This is a genomic window from Actinotalea endophytica (genome assembly GCF_025717005.1).
Classification (GTDB): Bacteria; Actinomycetota; Actinomycetes; order Actinomycetales; family Cellulomonadaceae; genus Actinotalea.
Genome location: NZ_JAOVZU010000006.1, coordinates 1 through 16,914, shown reverse-complemented (window position 1 = coordinate 16,914; position 16,914 = coordinate 1). Strand labels below are relative to the sequence as shown.

17 protein-coding genes are annotated in these 16,914 nt (G+C 71.7%); 5 read left to right on the top strand and 12 right to left on the bottom strand.

Annotated elements, in window-relative coordinates; all coding sequences use genetic code 11:
- The 3 genes from OEB99_RS11155 to OEB99_RS11145 all read right to left on the bottom strand — a co-directional run.
- Positions 1 to 707, bottom strand: a 707-nt coding sequence (locus OEB99_RS11155) for a redox-sensing transcriptional repressor Rex (RefSeq protein WP_263510159.1), incomplete at its 3' end; no start/stop codon positions are given.
- Positions 704 to 994, bottom strand: coding sequence for a glutaredoxin family protein (locus OEB99_RS11150; RefSeq protein WP_263510158.1), 291 nt, complete (start codon positions 992 to 994; stop codon positions 704 to 706). The genes OEB99_RS11150 and OEB99_RS11155, both read right to left, overlap by 4 nt.
- A 9-nt stretch (positions 995 to 1,003) precedes the next feature.
- Entirely contained in the window at positions 1,004 to 1,594 is a 591-nt protein-coding gene (locus OEB99_RS11145) for a TetR/AcrR family transcriptional regulator (protein WP_263510157.1), read from the bottom strand.
- A gap of 104 nt (positions 1,595 to 1,698) precedes the next feature.
- On the opposite strand from OEB99_RS11145, the gene OEB99_RS11140 reads away from it, so the two are divergent.
- The 3 genes from OEB99_RS11140 to OEB99_RS11130 all read left to right on the top strand — a co-directional run bounded on the left by OEB99_RS11140 (position 1,699) and on the right by OEB99_RS11130 (position 5,600).
- Entirely contained in the window at positions 1,699 to 2,994 is a 1,296-nt protein-coding gene (locus OEB99_RS11140) for an MFS transporter (RefSeq protein WP_263510156.1), read from the top strand.
- 11 nt (positions 2,995 to 3,005) lie between these two features.
- Entirely contained in the window at positions 3,006 to 4,688 is a 1,683-nt protein-coding gene (locus OEB99_RS11135; protein WP_263510155.1) for a beta-N-acetylhexosaminidase, read from the top strand.
- Positions 4,689 to 4,772: 84 nt separating this feature from the next.
- Positions 4,773 to 5,600, top strand: a complete 828-nt coding sequence (locus OEB99_RS11130) for an HAD family hydrolase (protein WP_263510154.1) — start codon at positions 4,773 to 4,775, stop codon at positions 5,598 to 5,600.
- A gap of 8 nt (positions 5,601 to 5,608) precedes the next feature.
- On the opposite strand, the gene OEB99_RS11125 is transcribed toward OEB99_RS11130, so the two are convergent.
- From OEB99_RS11125 to OEB99_RS11085, 9 genes are all read right to left on the bottom strand, one after another.
- A complete protein-coding gene (locus OEB99_RS11125) occupies positions 5,609 to 6,643 on the bottom strand; it encodes an arabinan endo-1,5-alpha-L-arabinosidase (protein WP_263510153.1) in 1,035 nt (344 codons plus the stop codon).
- On the bottom strand, positions 6,640 to 8,145 hold the full coding sequence (gene arfA, locus OEB99_RS11120) for an arabinosylfuranosidase ArfA (protein WP_263510151.1): 1,506 nt from the start codon (positions 8,143 to 8,145) through the stop codon (positions 6,640 to 6,642). The genes OEB99_RS11125 and arfA overlap by 4 nt, the downstream gene beginning before the upstream one ends.
- A 76-nt stretch (positions 8,146 to 8,221) precedes the next feature.
- Positions 8,222 to 9,118, bottom strand: coding sequence for a carbohydrate ABC transporter permease (locus OEB99_RS11115; protein ID WP_263510150.1), 897 nt, complete (start codon positions 9,116 to 9,118; stop codon positions 8,222 to 8,224).
- Positions 9,115 to 10,062, bottom strand: a complete 948-nt coding sequence (locus tag OEB99_RS11110; RefSeq protein ID WP_263510149.1) for a carbohydrate ABC transporter permease — start codon at positions 10,060 to 10,062, stop codon at positions 9,115 to 9,117. The genes OEB99_RS11115 and OEB99_RS11110 overlap by 4 nt, the downstream gene beginning before the upstream one ends.
- Positions 10,063 to 10,136: 74 nt before the next feature.
- The gene (locus OEB99_RS11105; protein WP_263510148.1) at positions 10,137 to 11,549 is read right to left on the bottom strand and encodes an ABC transporter substrate-binding protein; all 1,413 of its coding nucleotides are present in this window, start codon (positions 11,547 to 11,549) and stop codon (positions 10,137 to 10,139) included.
- 182 nt (positions 11,550 to 11,731) lie between these two features.
- The gene (locus tag OEB99_RS11100) at positions 11,732 to 12,775 is read right to left on the bottom strand and encodes a LacI family DNA-binding transcriptional regulator (protein WP_263510147.1); all 1,044 of its coding nucleotides are present in this window, start codon (positions 12,773 to 12,775) and stop codon (positions 11,732 to 11,734) included.
- Between the two features lie 150 nt (positions 12,776 to 12,925).
- Positions 12,926 to 13,024 carry a 30S ribosomal protein bS22 gene (locus OEB99_RS11095; RefSeq protein WP_003792170.1) on the bottom strand — a complete coding sequence of 33 codons (99 nt, stop codon included), beginning with the start codon at positions 13,022 to 13,024 and terminating at the stop codon, positions 12,926 to 12,928.
- A gap of 109 nt (positions 13,025 to 13,133) precedes the next feature.
- Positions 13,134 to 13,352 (bottom strand): helix-turn-helix domain-containing protein, encoded by a 219-nt coding sequence (locus OEB99_RS11090; RefSeq protein WP_263510135.1) that lies wholly within the window; start codon positions 13,350 to 13,352, stop codon positions 13,134 to 13,136.
- Between the two features lie 120 nt (positions 13,353 to 13,472).
- The gene (locus tag OEB99_RS11085; protein WP_263510134.1) at positions 13,473 to 14,648 is read right to left on the bottom strand and encodes an acetoin utilization protein AcuC; all 1,176 of its coding nucleotides are present in this window, start codon (positions 14,646 to 14,648) and stop codon (positions 13,473 to 13,475) included.
- A gap of 118 nt (positions 14,649 to 14,766) precedes the next feature.
- Between OEB99_RS11085 and OEB99_RS11080 the strand changes: the two genes are divergently transcribed.
- Together OEB99_RS11080 and OEB99_RS11075 are read left to right on the top strand one after the other, a co-directional pair.
- Complete coding sequence (locus OEB99_RS11080) at positions 14,767 to 16,131, top strand: TrkH family potassium uptake protein (protein ID WP_263510133.1); 1,365 nt, start codon at positions 14,767 to 14,769, stop codon at positions 16,129 to 16,131.
- Positions 16,132 to 16,207: 76 nt separating this feature from the next.
- A complete protein-coding gene (locus tag OEB99_RS11075) occupies positions 16,208 to 16,843 on the top strand; it encodes a potassium channel family protein (RefSeq protein ID WP_263577612.1) in 636 nt (211 codons plus the stop codon).
- Positions 16,844 to 16,914 lie beyond the last annotated feature (71 nt).

The window sequence follows — 16,914 nt, the reverse complement described above, 5'->3', positions numbered from 1 at the left end:
CCCCCCCGCCCCCCCCCCCCGCCCCCCCCCCCCCGCCCCCCCCCGCCCCCCCCCCCCCCCCCCGCGTCCGGCATGGTGCGGCGGCGTTCGTGGAAGGCGAGGATCTGCAGCTCGGTCGCGAGGTCCACGGCACGCACCTCGACGCCCTCGCGGGCCCGCAGCTCACGCGGCGCGAACGTGAGGATCGCGTGCACCCCCGCGTCGCACAGCCGGTCACACACGTCCTGCGCGACCTCCGCCGGCGTCGCGATCACGGCGAGCGCCACCCGCTCCCGTCGGACCACCACGGCCAGGTCGGCCTCGCGCTCGACCCGCAGCCCGGCCACCGTGGTGCCGACCACGGCCGGGTCGGCGTCGACCAGCGCCGCGACCCGGAAGCCCAGCCGACCCCCGGCCATGTAGCTCGCGAGCGCGTGCCCCAGGTTGCCGATCCCGACGATGATCACCGGCAGGTCCGCCGCGAGCCCGAGCGCCGACGCGACCTGCTCGCGCAGCCGGGCGACGTCGTAGCCGACCCCGCGGACGCCGTTCGGGCCGAGGTGCGACAGGTCCCGGCGCAGCTGTGCCGACCCGACCCCGGTCATCGCAGCCAGCTGCTCGGAGGACGCCGTGGCGACCTCACCGACGAGCTCGTCGAGCGCGCGCAGGTAGCGGGGAAGCCGGGCGACGGTCGCCGGCGGCACCGGCCGCGGCACCTGCTCGCTCATCGCGACCCGCCCTCCCGTGCGAGTGCCCGGCGCAGGGTGTCGGGCGCGACCCGCCAGTAGGCGACCAGGGCGCCGTCGACGGTGACCGCGGGCACCTTGTCCCCGAAGGCGGCGACCAGCGTCGCGGCGTCACCCGCCCAGGTGGGAGGCGCGTCGACGTCGACCTCGGCCCAGGCCGTCCCGGACTCCGCAGCGACCGCGCGCACGACCTCGGCGGCCGGTTCGCACAGGTGGCAACCGGCCCGGGTGTGCAGCACCAGACGTGGCGCGGCGCCGGGCGTCGTCATGGGCCCAGCCTAGGTCGCGCTGGTCACATCCTCCGGGGCGCGCCGCAGGAGCCGGGCCACGACGCCACGGATGGCCCGCCACTGCTCGGCCATGCCACCGTGCCCGGGATCCCGCAGAGCACGCAGCCGCATGCCGTCGATCATCAGGCGGAGCAGGTGGGCGACCGCGTCGGGGTCGTCGAACTCCCGCTCGATCGCGGGGCGCAGGAGGTCGAACTGCCGCTCGGCGCGCGCCGCGAAGTAGTCGTGCGCGGGGTGGGCGGGGTCGAGCGCCTCGGTCTCGAGGCGGTCGAACTGCGCCGTCTCGGACGATCGCGCGTCGTAGTAGGCGAGGGTCGCGTCGATCACGTCGAGCAGGCTCGCGCCCTGCTCGAGCGGCACCAGCAGAGCGGGGTAGTCCTCCTCGTCGCGGCTGTCCAGCACGGCCTCGAGGAGCGATGGCATGTCGGGGAAGTAGTGCATCAGGCCGGGCGCGGACATCCCGCACCGGCGCGCCACCTCGCGCAGGCTCAGGGCGCTGTAGCCCTCGGTGCTGATGACGTCGCGCGCGATCGAGACGATCTCCGCTCGGCGCACCTCCGGTGCCAGCCGTCTGGCCATGCCTCCACCTCTGTCGCGCGGGCCCTCAGGCTAGCGGACCCATCCCTATATGACATGCGTTAGATATGGTGTATCTTACGGGTGCCAGATACAAAGGAGTCTCCATGGCCAACCCGACCACCGCCTCCGACGTCACCGGAGAGCTCCCCCACGGCGCCCTCACGCCCGAGGCCACCGCCGCCAAGGAACGGATGCCGAAGCCGCTTCGACGGCTCTTCGGCTCGATCTTCCCCCTCAACCTCTCGGTCTACCTGATCGTCGGCGCGATCCCCGGCGTCCTCCTGCCGCTGCAGGTGCAGGGCATCGACGAGGCCAGCAAGGCCGCCAACCTCGCGTTCGTGCTCGGCATCGGCGCCATCGCGGCGATGATCGCGGGCCCGATCGCCGGCCTCGTCTCCGACCGCACCCGCAGCCGGTTCGGCCGGCGCGCGCCCTGGATGGTCGGCGGCGCGCTCGTCACCGGCCTCTCGCTCGTCGGGATGGGCTTCGCCAACGGCGTCGCCCAGCTCGTCATCGCCTGGACCATCGTCCAGGTCGCACTGAACTTCCTGATCAGCCCGCTCACCGCGATCATGCCGGACCGGGTCCCGAGCCCCGTGCGCGGGCTGTTCGCGACGCTGCTCGGCATCGGTGCGATGTTCGGCGCGCTCGGCGGCCAGGTCGTCGGCGCGGCGTTCGCCGAGCACATCCAGGCGGCCTACCTCGTGATCCCCGGGGTCACCGTGGTCATGGTCACGCTGTTCGTGGTGCTCAACCCCGACTCCTCGTCGAAGGACCGCGTCAACGAGCCGTTCTCGCTGCTGGTCTTCCTCAAGACGTTCTGGGTCAGCCCGATCAAGCACCCCGACTTCTTCTGGGGCTTCCTCGGCCGGCTCCTGCTGTTCACCGGCTACTTCGCCGTGACCGGGTACCAGCTCTACATCCTGCAGGACTACATCGGCCTCGGGGACCAGGCCGTCGGCGCGATCCCGGTGCTCGGCGGGCTGAGCCTGCTCGGCATGATCGTCAGCATGGCGCTCGCCGGTCCGCTGTCCGACCGGTTCCACCGGCGCAAGGTGTTCGTCATCATCGCCTCGCTCGTCATCGGCATCGCCATGATCGTCCCGCTGGTCGCCCCCAGCCTGGTCGGCATGATGATCTTCACGGTCGTCTGCGGGTTCGGCTTCGGTGCCTACATGGCCGTCGACGGCGCCCTGATGTCCGAGGTGCTGCCCTCCGACAGCACCTACGCCAAGGACCTCGGCGTGCTGAACATCGCGGCGACGCTCCCGCAGACCGTCGGCCCGTTCGTCAGCGGCGCGATCGTGGTGGCCGTCGGCTACCAGGCGCTCTTCCCGGTGGGGATCGTGCTCGCGGCACTCGGCGCCCTCGCCATCATCCCGATCAAGTCCGTGCGCTAGGAGACCGAGGCATGTCACTCCCGGTCATCCCTGCCGTCCAGACCGCCGGTCCCGGAGAGGGCGGGTTCCCCCTCTCCGGGGCCGGTCCCCTGGTCGTCACCGACCCCGCGCTCGCCCCGGTCGTCGCCGTGTTCCTCGACGACCTGCACGCCGACACCGGCCTGCGCCTCGACGTCGTCGTCGACGCCACGATCGACGCGACGGCCGTCCGGACGACCGCGGCCACGGCCGACCGCGCGATCGCCGGCGTGCCGCAGATCACGGTCGAGCTCGCCGTCGACGGCCTCGACGCCGTGGCTACGGCCGCCGGCCTGCGCGCCGACGGCCGGCGGGACGCCGACGAGCGCCACGGCATCGACATCACGCCCGACCACGTCCGCGTCTGGGCAGCGCAGCCCGAAGGCGTCCACCGCGCGCTCACCACCCTGCGCCAGCTCATCGGCGCCGCGGTCTCGGAGTCGGCGGACCACCTGCCGTCCGTGCGCGTCGTCGACGGTCCGCGGTTCGCGTGGCGCGGTCTCTCGCTCGACGTCGTGCGCACGTTCCACGACGTCGAGACGGTGCGGCGGGTGATCGACATGTGCACGCTGCACAAGCTCAACGTGCTGCACCTGCACCTCACCGACAACGAGGGCTGGCGCTTCGAGGTGCCCGGCCGACCGCTGCTCACCGAGGTCGGTGCGGCCGGCGCGGCCTGGGGTCGCCCGGGCGGCTGGTACACGCCTGCGCAGATCGCCGAGCTGGTCGCCTACGCCGCGCGCCGCTTCGTCACCGTCGTCCCCGAGGTCGACCTCCCCGGGCACACCGGCGCGGTGCTGCACGCCTACCCCACGCTCGCGCCCGAGATCCTGGCCTCGTCCGGCGACGGCGGGTTCGGGCTGCCGGTCGCGTTCCTCGACCCCGCCCGGGACGAGACCTGGGACTTCGTCGGCGACGTGCTCGACGCCGTGATCGCCCAGTTCCCCGGGACCGCGTTCGTGCACGTCGGCGGCGACGAGGCGTTCGGCATGCCGGACGACGCCCACGCCGTCTTCGTCGACCGCGCCCGGGCGATGGTCGTCGAGCGCGGCCGACGCCCGATCGGCTGGCAGGAGGCGGCCCGCGGCGGCGTCGGCGACGGCGACGTCGTGCAGTACTGGATGGAGGGCGACCTCGACGGTGACCACCTGCCCGACGCGTTGGCCGCGATGGTGCCCGAGGACCTCTGGCCGATGATCCTCGCGAACATGGAGCGCGCCGCGGGCGACGTTCCGGCGGCCCTCGCCAAGGGAGCGCAGGTCCTGGTCTCGCCGACCGGCCCGCTCTACTTCGACCGGCCGCACGCCGCCGCCTCGACCGACCCGGCCCAGGAGTCCGCCCGAGCCCGGCTCGGCCTGCCGGTGTACCCGGCGACCTCCCTGCGCGACGGCGTCGAGTGGGACCCGGTCGAGATCGTCCCCGGCGCGGCGGACGAGGGTGTCCTCGCCGGGGTCGAGGCCGCGGTCTGGTGCGAGACCGTGACGGGCCGCGAGGACCTCGAGACGCTCCTCCTCCCACGGCTGGCCGGCGCGGCCGAGCGCGCCTGGGCACGTGGCACGACCCGATGGGACGACTACGCCCGCCGCCTGACCCGCCAGACCCCGACCTGGGACCGGCGCGGCTGGGCATGGTTCCGCTCGAGCGAGCTCGACCTGCCGACCCGCACGCAGGCCTAGTGCCACGACGGCCCGCGAGCGCGCGGGGGCAGGCGTCCGTGGTCGCGCGCGAGCGGCCCACCGGCACGTGGCTACAGTGGACGAGTGTCTGACGACGGCATGAACCCCGATGCCGCCGGGCCACCCGCGCCCTCGCGCGTCGCAGCCTTCTTCGACCTCGACAACACCCTGATCCGGGGCGCGAGCGCCTTCCACCTCGCGGTCGGGCTCCGCGCCCGCGGGCTGGTGCGCTGGCGCGATCTCGCCGAGTTCGCCGCCGCCCACACCCAGTACCTGTTGATGGGTGAGAACGCCCGCGAGATCGCGCACCTGAGGTCGCGCGCGCTGCGCCTGGTCGCCGGCCGGTCCGTGGCCGAGATGACCGGGATCGGCGAGGAGGTCTGGGACGAGGTGCTCTCGCTGCGCCTCTTCGACGGCACGCACGCGCTGCTCGCCGAGCACCTGGACGCGGGACACCAGGTGTGGATCGTCTCGGCGAGCCCGATCGAGATCGGCGGCATCATCGCCGCGCGGCTGGGCGCCACGGGCGCGCTCGGCACGGTCGCCGAGCACGTCGACGGCGTGTACACCGGCAGGCTGGTCGGCGGCATGCTGCACGGGTCGGCCAAGGCCGTCGCGGTGCACCACCTCGCCGACCGCGAGGGGCTCGACCTGCCGGACTGCTACGCCTACGGCGACTCCGCGCACGACGTCGCGCTGCTCGGGACGGTGGGGCACCCGGTGGCGATCAACCCGGACGGCCGCCTGCGCCGGCACGCGCGACGGGCCGGCTGGCCGGTGCGCGAGTTCCGCGGCCGTGGACGCGTCGCGACCCGCCACGGCGTGCACGCCGCGAGCTGGGCCGGGGCCGCGTGGGTGCTCGGCGTCACCGCGCGTGCCGTGCAGCGCCGGCTCAGCGGCGGGCCCGACTGAGGCGCCGGTCAGTCCCCGACCTGCGGCGTGCTCGTCACCGGCGCCTCGGTGACCGCCACGGGCCAGCCGTCGTCGGTCCAGCCGAGCTCGCGGATCGCGAGGTGCGGCGCCCCGCCGGTGGCGCCGTCGTAGTAGTGGAACGCGAGGTACTCCCCCCAGACCGACTCACCGCCGGGGCCGATCATGTCTCCGTCGGTGGACAGCAGGATCGTGCCGCCGTCCTCGAGCATCGACCGGCCGTCGGCGTCGACGTACGGCCCGGTGATGTCGCGCGACCGCCCCACCTCGACGCGGTAGGTGCTCGCCGTGGCGCGGCAGCAGAAGTCCTTGGAGACCAGCAGGTACCACCAGCCGTCCCGGTGCAGCAGCGACGCCCCCTCGATCGCGTTCGGCGGCGCGCCACGGTCGGCGATCGTCACCGGCGTCGCGCCGTCGGCGGGCAGGCCGCTCGGCCAGGACAGCTCGAGCAGCTGGATGCCGCCCCAGAACGAGCCGAAGGCCATCCACGGCGTGCCGTCGTCGTCGGTCACGACCGCGGGGTCGATCGCGTTCCAGTCGTCCTGGTCGGGGTCGGAGACCACCACCGGCCCCCGGTCGGCCCAGCCGTCCCCCGGGCCCGGCGCGTCGGCGGTCATCAGGCCGATCGCGGAGCGGTTCGACCCGAACGTGGACGCCGCGTAGTAGAGGTACCAGGTGCCGTCGTGCTCGACGACGTCGGGCGCCCAGAGGTTGGTCACGCCGGGGACGGTCTGCTCGATCCAGGCCGGCCTGGACCCGGGCGCCACCTCGCCCGCGTAGGTCCACTCCCGGCCGTCGTCGGAGTGCCGCACCTGGATCGCCCCACCGCCCACGACCGGGTCGCCGGTGGAGAAGACCCACCAGTCGCCGTCGTCGACCACCAGGGCGGGGTCGTGCGCGCGTAGGTCGCCGCTCAGCGGCAGGTCGACGGCCAGGTCGCGCGGGCCGTCGGCGCACCCTGCACCGAGGGCGCCGAGGAGAGTTGCGCCGAGTGCGGCACCGACGGCCCGCGCGACCTTCCTCACGGCTCGAGCCGGAGCATCGTCCAGGAGACCGGCGGGAGGTCGACCTGCAGGCGCCCGTCCACCACGCTCGCGGTGTCGTTCGGCCTGGGTGCCAGCGACGTGTCGTCGTCGACCGTGGACTTCGCGTACGGGTCCTCGGAGGCCATCGTGACCGCCTCGACCAGGTGCAGCCCTGCCGAGCCGTGCACCGCGACGTCGAGCGAGGTCGCCTCGTCGACCGAACGGTTGACGACGAACACGCTCATCGCGCCGCTCGCCTCGTCCCAGGTCGCGACCGCGTCGACCAGCGGGGTGTCGCCGAACTTCGCGGTGGTGTGCGACGGCGTGTCGAGCCGCACCTCGAGCACGTCGCCCACCGCGTAGCGCGAGGTCAGCGCGAACGGGTGGAACGTGGTCTGCTTCCAGATCCGGCCGCCCGGTTCGGTCATGATCGGCGCGATCACGTTCACGAGCTGGGCGAGGCTCGCGGCGTGCACCCGGTCCGAGTGCCGCAGCAGCGAGATGAGCAGGTTGCCCACCACGACCGCGTCCGCCACCGAGTAGTGGTCCTCGAGCAGCACCGGGGCCACCGGCCACGAGTCGGTCGGCGGCTTGGACGCAGCGCCGTCGAGGTACCAGACGTTCCACTCGTCGAACGAGATGTTGATCCGCTTCGTGTGCCGGCCCGCCGCGCGCACCGCGTCGGCCGTCGAGACCACCGACTCGACGAAGCGGTCCATGTCGATCGCCGAGCCGAGGAAGCTGGCCAGGTCGCCGTCGGTCTCCCAGTAGTAGGCGTGCGCGGAGATGTAGTCCACCTGCTCGTACGCCTCGGTGAGCACGACCCGCTCCCACTCGCCGAAGGTCGGCATCGAGGAGCTCGACGAGCCGCAGGCGACGAGCTCGAGGTCAGGCTGCATCTGACGCATGGCTCGTGCCGTCTCGGCGGCGAGCCGGCCGTACTCGGCCGGGGTCTTGTGGCCGGTCTGCCACGGACCGTCCATCTCGTTGCCGAGGCACCACATCCGCACGTCGTGCGGCTGCTCGGCGCCGTTCTTGCGCCGCAGGTCCGACCAGGTGGAACCGCCCGGGATGTTGCAGTACTCGAGCAGGTCCAGGGCCTCCGCGACGCCGCGCGTGCCGAGGTTGAGGGCCATCATCGGTTCGACGCCGGCCTTGGCGCACCAGCGCATGAACTCGTCCACACCGACCGTGTTCGGCTCGGTCGAGTGCCAGGCGAGATCGAGCCGGGTCGGCCGCTCGGACACCGGACCGATGCCGTCCTCCCAGCGGTAGCCGGACACGAAGTTGCCCCCGGGGTAGCGGACCGTCGAGATGCCGAGCTCGCGGACCAGCCCCAGCACGTCGCCGCGGAAGCCGTCCTCGTCGGCGCTCGGGTGACCGGGGTCGTGGATGCCGGTGTACACGCACCGTCCGAGGTGCTCGACGAACGAGCCGAAGGTCCGCCGCCGCACCGGGGCGATCCGGAACGCGGGGTCGAGGACGAGACGAGCGGTGGACATCAGAGAGCTCCAAGGTCGGGCAGGACGCCGGTTCGGTCGACCGGCGAGGTCGGGTGGTCGGGCGTCGCGGGGCCGCTCACTTGAGGGCCCCGAGCGACAGCCCGCCCTGCCAGTACCGCTGCAGGGTGAGGAAGGACAGGATCAGCGGGGCGATCGAGATCGCGGCACCGGTGACGATGAGGTTCCAGACCTGCTCACCGCCGGCGCCGGCGTTCGACAACGCCTGCCAGTTGTTCAGCCCGACCGTCACCGGGAGCAGGTCGGGGTTCTGGACCATGACCAGCGGCAGGAAGAAGTTGTTCCAGGTGGCCACGGTGGTGAGCAGCAGCACCGTGACGATCGCCGGCCGCAGCAGCGGCAGCGCGACCTGGGCGAAGACCCGCAGCTCGCCGGCGCCGTCCACGCGGGCCGCGTCGAGCAGCTCGTCGGGGACCACGTCCTGGGTGTACACGCGGATCAGGTAGACGCCGATCGGGCTGAGCAGGGACGGCAGGATCACGGCCCACACGGTGTTCAGCAGGCCCATCTTGGCCAGCAGCATGAAGGTCGGGATGACCAGCGCGGTCAGCGGCACCATCACCGCGCCGAGCAGCACGGAGAACGCGAGGTTCCGACCGCGGAAGCGGTACTTCGCGAACCCGTAGCCGGCCAGCAGCGCGAGGATCGTCGCGCCGATCCCGCCGGACAGCGCGTACAGGAACGAGTTGCCGAACCAGCGCCAGTAGATGCCGTTCTGGTGGGTGAACAGCCCTTGGATGTTCTCGACGATGTGGATGCCGTCGTTGAACCACAGCGGACCGCCGGACCCCACGAACAGGCCGGAGTTCGTCTTGGTGCTGGCGACCAGCAGCCACCACAGGGGGATGACGAAGTAGATCGCCAGGATGATCAGCAGGACGTGCGACCCGATGCGCCGCGAGTGCGGGCCGCGAGGAGCCGTCGCGGGTCGGGTTCGGCTCGTGAGGGCGCTCATGACTGCAGTCCGCTCTGCTTGCGGGTGAGGAACAGGAAGATGTAGGAGCCGATGAACACCACGACGCCGAGCGCGAAGGCGATGGTCGACGCGTAGTTGAACTGGCTGTAGGAGAACGCCAGGGAGTAGGCGTACATGTTCGGGGTGTAGCTCGTGGGGATCGCGCCCTGCGCGACGTTGCGCAGCACCTGCGGCTCGGTGAAGAACTGCAGCGTGCCGATCAGCGAGAAGATCACGACCATGATCAGCGAGCCCGAGATCATCGGGATCTTGATCCGGGTCGCGGTCTGCAGGCCGTTGGCACCGTCGATCCGCGCCGCCTCGTAGATCGAGGGGTCGATGCCCCGCAGCGCGGCGTACAGGATGATCATGAAGTAGCCCGACCACTGCCAGGTGACGATGTTCACCAGCGAGCCGAACACGGTGCCCTGGCCCAGGAAGTCGGGCGGAGTCGCGCCGAACAGGCCCCAGATGTTCGTCGCCGGGCCGAACCGTGGACTGTAGAGGAAGCCCCACATCAGCGCGCCGATCACGGCCGGGATGGCGTACGGCACGAAGATCAGCAGCCGGGACACCTTGGAGGCCCGGGTCGCGAGGGTGTCCAGCACGAGCGCGGCCACGAGCGCGACGATCATCTGGATCGGCACCATGATCACGACGAAGAGCAGCACGCGGACCAGGCCCTCGAGGAAGATCGGGTCGGTGAACGCCTTGACGTAGTTCTCCAGGCCGCTGAAGTGCTCGCCCTGCGCGAGGGTCTTGGTGTGCAGGCTCATCCAGAACGCGTAGCCGAGCGGCGCGATCAGGAAGACGACGAAGACGACGGCGAACGGGGCGATGAACAGCCAGCCCCAGCGCTGACGGTGGGTGTCGATCGCGCTCACCGCGCGGTCCCGGCGGCGCCGCACGGGTGCCTCGGGGCGTGCTTGCGTGACGGTGGTCATGGTGATGTGCCTCCCGGGGGGTGCCCGGCGGCCGGCCGGTCCTGCGCCGGCCGCCGGGTCACGCCACGCCGTGACTAGTTGGTGACCGTGAAGCCCTGGTCCTTGGCGTACTGGACGAGCGTGCTGTCGAGGGAGTCCATGGCTTCCTGCGGCGACTTCTCGCCCTGCACCATCGAGTAGATCTCAGCGGTCTGCTGGTCGTAGGCGTAGTTCTGGAACGGGCTGAACGTGAAGCCCGAGTAGCCGGCCGCGGCCGCCAGGAACACGTCGTTGTTGATCTGCTGCCCGCCGAAGAACGGGTACTCCAGGTTCTTGAAGTAGTCCGACTCGAGGATCGGCTTCCACAGCGGGAAGAGCGCGCCCTCCTCGATGCCGATCTTCCAGGCGTCCTCGGTGCCGAAGATCTCCTTGGCCACCAGCGCGGCGGCCTCCGGGTCCTTCGCCTGGCTGGTCACCGCGAAGGTCGAGCCGCCCCAGTTGATCTGCTGCTCGGGCTGGCCCGCCCACTGCGGGATCGGCGCTGCGCGCCACTCGGCGTTCGGGTCGGCGTCGGACAGGCCCTTGAGGTACCCGGGGCCCCAGGCCGCGGCGAGATACACGGCGTAGCTGCCGTCGACGAGCTTGGTGTTGTAGTCCGCGGTGAACGCGTCGTCGGTCCCGACCAGGCCCTTGCTCACCAGGTCGTTCCAGTAGCTCAGCACGTCCACGGCCTCGGGCGTCGACACGTTGATGCCGATGTCGGCCGGGTTCGTGATGTCGTAGGTGAACGGCGTCCAGCCGACCTGGGCGAACAGCGCGGTGTTGTAGGCACGCCCGTTGGTCGGGAAGTCGGTGATCACGCCGTCGTACCCGGCGTCCTTGAGGTCCTGGGCGGCCTGGGCGAACTCCTCCCAGGTGGTCGGCACGGACACGCCGTACTTGTCGAAGATGTCCTGCCGGTAGAGCATGCCCATCGGGCCGCCGTCGACCGGGATCGCGTAGACCGCGTCGCCGCTGGTGACGTCCTTCCAGGCACCGTCGGTGTAGTCCGCCTTGACGTCGTCGGCGCCGTAGGGCACCAGGTCGACGAGCGAGTTGCGGATCTCGAAGCTGGGCAGCACCTCGGACTCGAGCATGATCAGGTCGGGCGCGCCGGTGCCGGCCTCGATCGCGGTCGAGAACTTCGTGTACTCGTCGTTCCCCTGACCGGCGTTGGTCCAGCAGACCTGGACGTCGTCGTGCGTCTCGTTGAAGAGGTCCACGACGCCCTCGAAGGCCGGGTACCAGGCCCAGACCAGGACCTGCTCGGCGTCGGGCTTCTTGATCTCGTTGGTGCAGGTGGTGTCGCTGCTGCCGCCGTCGCTGCTGCTGCTGGCACCGTCGCTCGCGGACGTGTCCGTCCCGGTCGAGCCACCGCTGCTGCAGGCGGTCAGGCCACTGAGCGCGACGACGGCGCCGAGCCCGGCGGCGACCCAACGGCCATGTGCCGTACGACGAATCGCTTGCATCCGAATCCTCCTCGATCCGTTCCGGGGCACCACGCCCTCGGGGTTCACGACCGCGATGCGACCGACCGGTCCACATCGCTTCTACATCGTTGTATACAACGATGTACTACACGTTCGGGTGAGGTCAAGAGGCATGGCGTCACGAATCCGTCACAGGTGGCGGGTGCCGGGCACCGCCGAGGTCACCGGCGCGAGGCCTCCGTGGCCGGCTCGGTCGAGCCGCGCACCAGGATCCGGAAGTCGGCGTAGACCCGGGTGGGCCGGTGCACACCGTTGCGGTAGGACTGCCGGTTGGCGGCCTGGTCCACGAGCATCTGGACCGCCGTGGTGGCGATCTGCTCCTTGCCGGGGTCGACCGTCGACAACGCCGGGAACGAGTACATCGCGTCGTCGATCGCGTCGAAGCCGAGCACCGCGATGTCCTCGGGGATGCGTACGCCGCGCACCTGGAGCTCGTGCATCGCGCCGAGCGCGAGCGCGTCGTTGAAGCCGAACACCGCGTCCGGCCCGGCGTCGGACTCCAGCAGGGCGGCCATCGCCTCGGCGCCGGTGGCCCGGTGCCACAGGCCCGCCTCGCCGAGCAAGGACGGGTCGAACGGGATGCCGGCGTCCGCCAGGGCGAGCCGATAGCCCTCGAGGCGCAGGCCGGCCGACCCGACCACCTCGCCCGCGTGCACGCCCACCACCGCGATCCGGCGACGGCCGAGCTCGAGCAGGTAGGCCGTGGCCGCGCGCGCGGCCTCGACGTTGTGCATCGTCACGTGGTCGACGCCGTCGTGGAAGATGCGCTCGCCGAGCAGCACCATCGGGAAGTCGACCTCGAGCAGCCTCTCGTCGCCGGCGCCGAGCGCGAGCGGCGAGAAGATCAGACCGTCGGTGAGGTGTCGGCGAGCGCCGGAGAGCACCTCGAGCTCGCGCTCCCGATCGCCGCCGTGCTGCTCGATGAGCACCGTGAGACCGTGCTCGCGAGCGGCCTCGATCACCCGGTCGGCCAGCTCGGCGAAGTACGGCAGGCTCAGCTCGGGGACGGCCAGCGCGATGATCCCGGTGCGACCGGTGCGCAGGTTCCGGGCGGCGACGTTCACCTGGTAGTCGAGCTGGTCGATCGCGGCGAGCACCTTCGCCCGGGTCTCCGCGCGCACGTGCGGATAGCCGTTGACCACGTTCGAGACGGTCTTGATCGACACGCCGGCCAACCGCGCGACGTCGTGCATCGTCGCTGCCATCGCCGCGCCTCCTTCATCGGGGCCGACACTCTTTACAACGTTGTACCACGGATCTCCGTGGCGGCGGAATCCCCCTGCGCCCGCGGCGCCCGGGTGCACGAAGGCCCGGCACTCGGCCGGGCCCTGTGGGTCACGCTGGCAGCGTGGGCGTCACTTCTTGTTGCGACGCTGGTGGCGCGTCTTGCGCAGCAGCTTGCGGTGCTTCTTCTTGGCCATGCGCTTGCGGCGCTTCTTGATGACGGAGCCCACGTGTCCTCGCAGTTGTCTGGTGGTGCGCGCCTGGGCGCGCGGGGTCAAGACCGCGGGTCAGTCTACCCTCTACGCGCCCGCAGGCGAACGGCCCCCGAACGGGCTCGCGTCAGCCGTGCGCGCGGTGGTCGATCTCACCCGTCATCGAGCGCTCGAGGTACGCGTCCAGCGCGTCCTGCGGCACGCGGTACGACCGCCCGACCCGGACGGCGGGCAGCTCGCCGGACTTCGTCAACCGGTAGACCGTCATCTTCGACACCCGCATGATCTCGGCGACCTCGGCGACGGTGAGGTACCTCACGCGCGGCCGATCGGGGCCAGTGGTCATCGCCGGTTCGCTCCTCAGGACGGTCCGCAACGCGAGTGCGCAGGCAAAACCCTAGGGGCACGAGGTGCACGAGTGAAAGGGGCGAACAGAGTGAATTCTGGCCATCTCTGTGACTGAGGGTCAGTCGTAGAGCGGGTCGAGGTCGTGCCACTCGAACGCGGCGGTCCGGGCGGCGAGGATCGCGCGGTCCACGTCGTCCCCGGGGTCGTAGCCCTCGGACCACGGGCGCACGCGCGGCAGCGGTCCGTCGCTCATCGTCGTCGGCATCGGGAAGCCGAACAGCCGCTCGCCGTACTCGCGCCAGGACAGCGGCACCTCGGTCCCGGCGGAGACCGGCGCGTGCGCGGCCACCCCGATCAGGTGGGTCCACACCCGAGGGACGACACGCGCCACGGCGTACCCCCCGCCGCCGAGCGCGAGCCAGCGCCCGTCGGCCACCTCGTGCGCGAGGTCGTGCACCGTGTCCATCGCCCGGCGCTGCGCGTCGACCGAGACCGCGAGGTTGGTCAGCGGGTCCAGGCCGTGCGAGTCGCACCCGTGCTGGCTCACCACGACCTGCGGCCGGAACGCCCGCAGCAGCGGCGGCACCACCGACTCCACCGCACGCAGCCACTTCGCGTCGCCCGTGCCCGAGGGCAGCGCGACGTTGACGGCATGCCCGCGGGCTGCCGGACCGCCGTTGTCACCGGGATGACCGGTACCGGGGAAGAGCGTGAGCCCGCTCTCGTGGATCGAGCAGGTGAGCACGCGGGGGTCGTCCCAGAACGCCCGCTCGACGCCGTCGCCGTGGTGCGCGTCGACGTCCACGTAGGCCACCCGTCGCACGCCCTGGGCCAGCAGCGCACGGATCGCCACCGCCGCGTCGTTGTACAGGCAGAAGCCGGAGGCGTGGTCGGCCATCGCGTGGTGCATGCCGCCCGCAAGGTTCACCGCGTGGTCCGCCTCACCGCGCCACACCGCGAGGCCCTGGGCCACGCTCGCCCCGACGACCCGCGCCGCGGCCTCGTGCATGTGCGGGAAGACCGGGTTGTCCTCGGTGCCCAGGCCGTGCGCGGGGTCCGGCGCGAGGGTCTCGCCGGCCCGCCTCACCGCCGCGACGTACTCCGGCGTGTGCACCAGGCCGAGCAGGGCGTCGTCGGCCGGTTCGGCGCCCACCAGGTCGACCTGCTCGAGCTCCACCAGACCGAGCTCGCCGGCCAGCCGGCCGGTCATCTCCAGCCGCAACGGGGCCATCGGGTGCTGCGGGCCGAAGTCGTAGCCCAGCAGCGCGGTGTCCCACACGACCGCGACGCGCATGCCCCACGGTATCCCGCGGCACGCGCGGGCTGCGGTGCCGGACCTGCGCCCCAGCGTGCAAGAGTTGACCTCGCGGCCCTGCACGGGGCCGTGACGGGGTCCGCGGCGAGGAGGTGCCATGGCGCTCCCGCGTCCCCTGGCCATCGGCCGCGAGATCATCGACCGAGCCGCACGGCACTCCCCGGCACGGCTCGCGCTGTCCACCTTCGCCGGGGTCATCGGCGTCTTCACACTGCTGCTCTGGACCCCGCAGGCGACCGCCTCGGGTCAGCGCCCGCCGTTCGCCGACGCACTGTTCACCGCGACCTCGGCGGTCTGCATCACCGGGCTGACGACGGTCGACACCGGCACGTACTGGTCGTTCACCGGTCAGGCGATCATCCTCGTGGGGATCAAGCTCGGCGGCCTCGGGGTGATGACCCTCGCCTCGCTGCTCGGCATGGCCGTCTCGCGCCGGATCGGCCTGACCCAGAAGCTGCTCACCGCGTCGGAGACCAAGGTCCATCGGCTCGGCGAGGTCGGCTCGCTGCTCCAGGTGATCATCGTCACCTCGACGGCGATCGAGCTCGGCATCACGGCGCTCCTGCTCCCCCGGTTCCTCGCCCTGCACGAGGACGTCGGCGAGGCGCTGTGGCACGCCGTCTTCTACGGCGTCTCGGCGTTCAACAACGCCGGGTTCGTGCCCACCGCGGGCGGGCTCACCGACCACCCGAACGACTGGTGGCTCGGTGCGCCGATCGCACTCGGGGTGTTCATCGGCTCGCTCGGGTTCCCGGTGATCCACAACCTGTGGCAGCGCCGCACGAAGGTGCGGCTGTGGAGCCTGCACACCAAGCTCACGCTCACCACGTCGTTGGTGCTGCTGGCGGCCGGGACCGTGGTGATCGGCGCGGTCGAGTGGACCAACCCCGACACGTTCGGTGCGCTCGACGGGCCGGGCAAGCTGCTCGCCGCGCTGTTCGCCGGCGTGATGCCGCGGTCGGGTGGGTTCGCGACGATCGACGTCGGCCAGATGCACGAGTCGAGCTGGTTGCTCACCGACGCGCTGATGTTCGTCGGCGGCGGCAGCGCCTCGACGGCCGGCGGGATCAAGGTCACGACGCTCGCCGTGATGGTCCTCGCGATCCTCGCCGAGGCCCGGGGCGACCAGGACGTCGAGGCCTACGGCCGGCGCATCCCACCGGCGACCGTGCGGCTCGCCGTCGCCGTGGTCTTCATCGGCGCGTCGATCGTCCTGCTGTCCAGCCTGATCCTGCTCGAGGTCACCGGGGAACCGCTCGACCGCGTGCTCTTCGAGGTGCTCTCGGCGTTCGCGACGGTCGGGCTGTCCACCGGCATGGACCTGCCGGAGTCCGCGAAATACCTGCTGTCCGGGCTGATGTTCGTCGGCCGGACGGGCACCATGACAGTGGCAGCGGCACTCGCGCTGCGCGACCGGCGCCGGGTCATCCGGTACCCCGAGGAGAGGCCGATCATTGGCTGACACGACGCGTCCCGACCCCAAGGACCACGGGAAGGACCACGGGAGGGACCACGGCAGGAAGGAGGCCGGCTCGGGCGTGCTCGTCATCGGGCTCGGCCGGTTCGGCTCGGCACTGGCCCTCACGCTCGAGAAGCTCGGCCACGACGTGCTCGCGGTCGAGCGCAACCCGGACCTCATCCGGCACTTCTCCGGCCGGGTTCCGCTCGTCGAGGCCGACGCCGCGAACCCGGAGGCGCTCGAGCAGATCGCGGCGGAGGACTTCGCGGCCGCCGTCGTCGGTGTGGGCACCTCGCTCGAGGCGAGCATGCTGATCACCGGGAACCTGGTCGACATGGGCGTCCGGCAGATCTGGGCCAAGGCGATCAGTCCCGAGCACGCGCGGATCCTCACCCGGATCGGCGCGCACCACGTGGTGTTCCCCGAGGCGGACGCGGGCTCCCGGCTGGCCCACCTGGTCTCCGGCAAGCTCCTGGACTACATCGAGGTCGAGGGCGACTTCACGATCGTCAAGATGCGCCCGCCGCGCGAGATGCAGGGCTTCGACCTCAGCCAGTCGAAGATCCGCACGCGCTACGGCGTCACGGTGCTCGGCGTGAAGTCGCCGGGCGTCGAGTTCGTCTACGCGACGCCGGAGACCCGGGTCTCGGCCGACGACATCCTCATCGTCGCCGGGCACCCCGAGCTGCTCGAGCGGTTCGCCGCCCGGCCCTGACGCTCCGACGCCGGCCCGGACCTCCCGCACCGCACGCCCCGGCGCCGCACCGGACCGGACCTCCCGGCGGA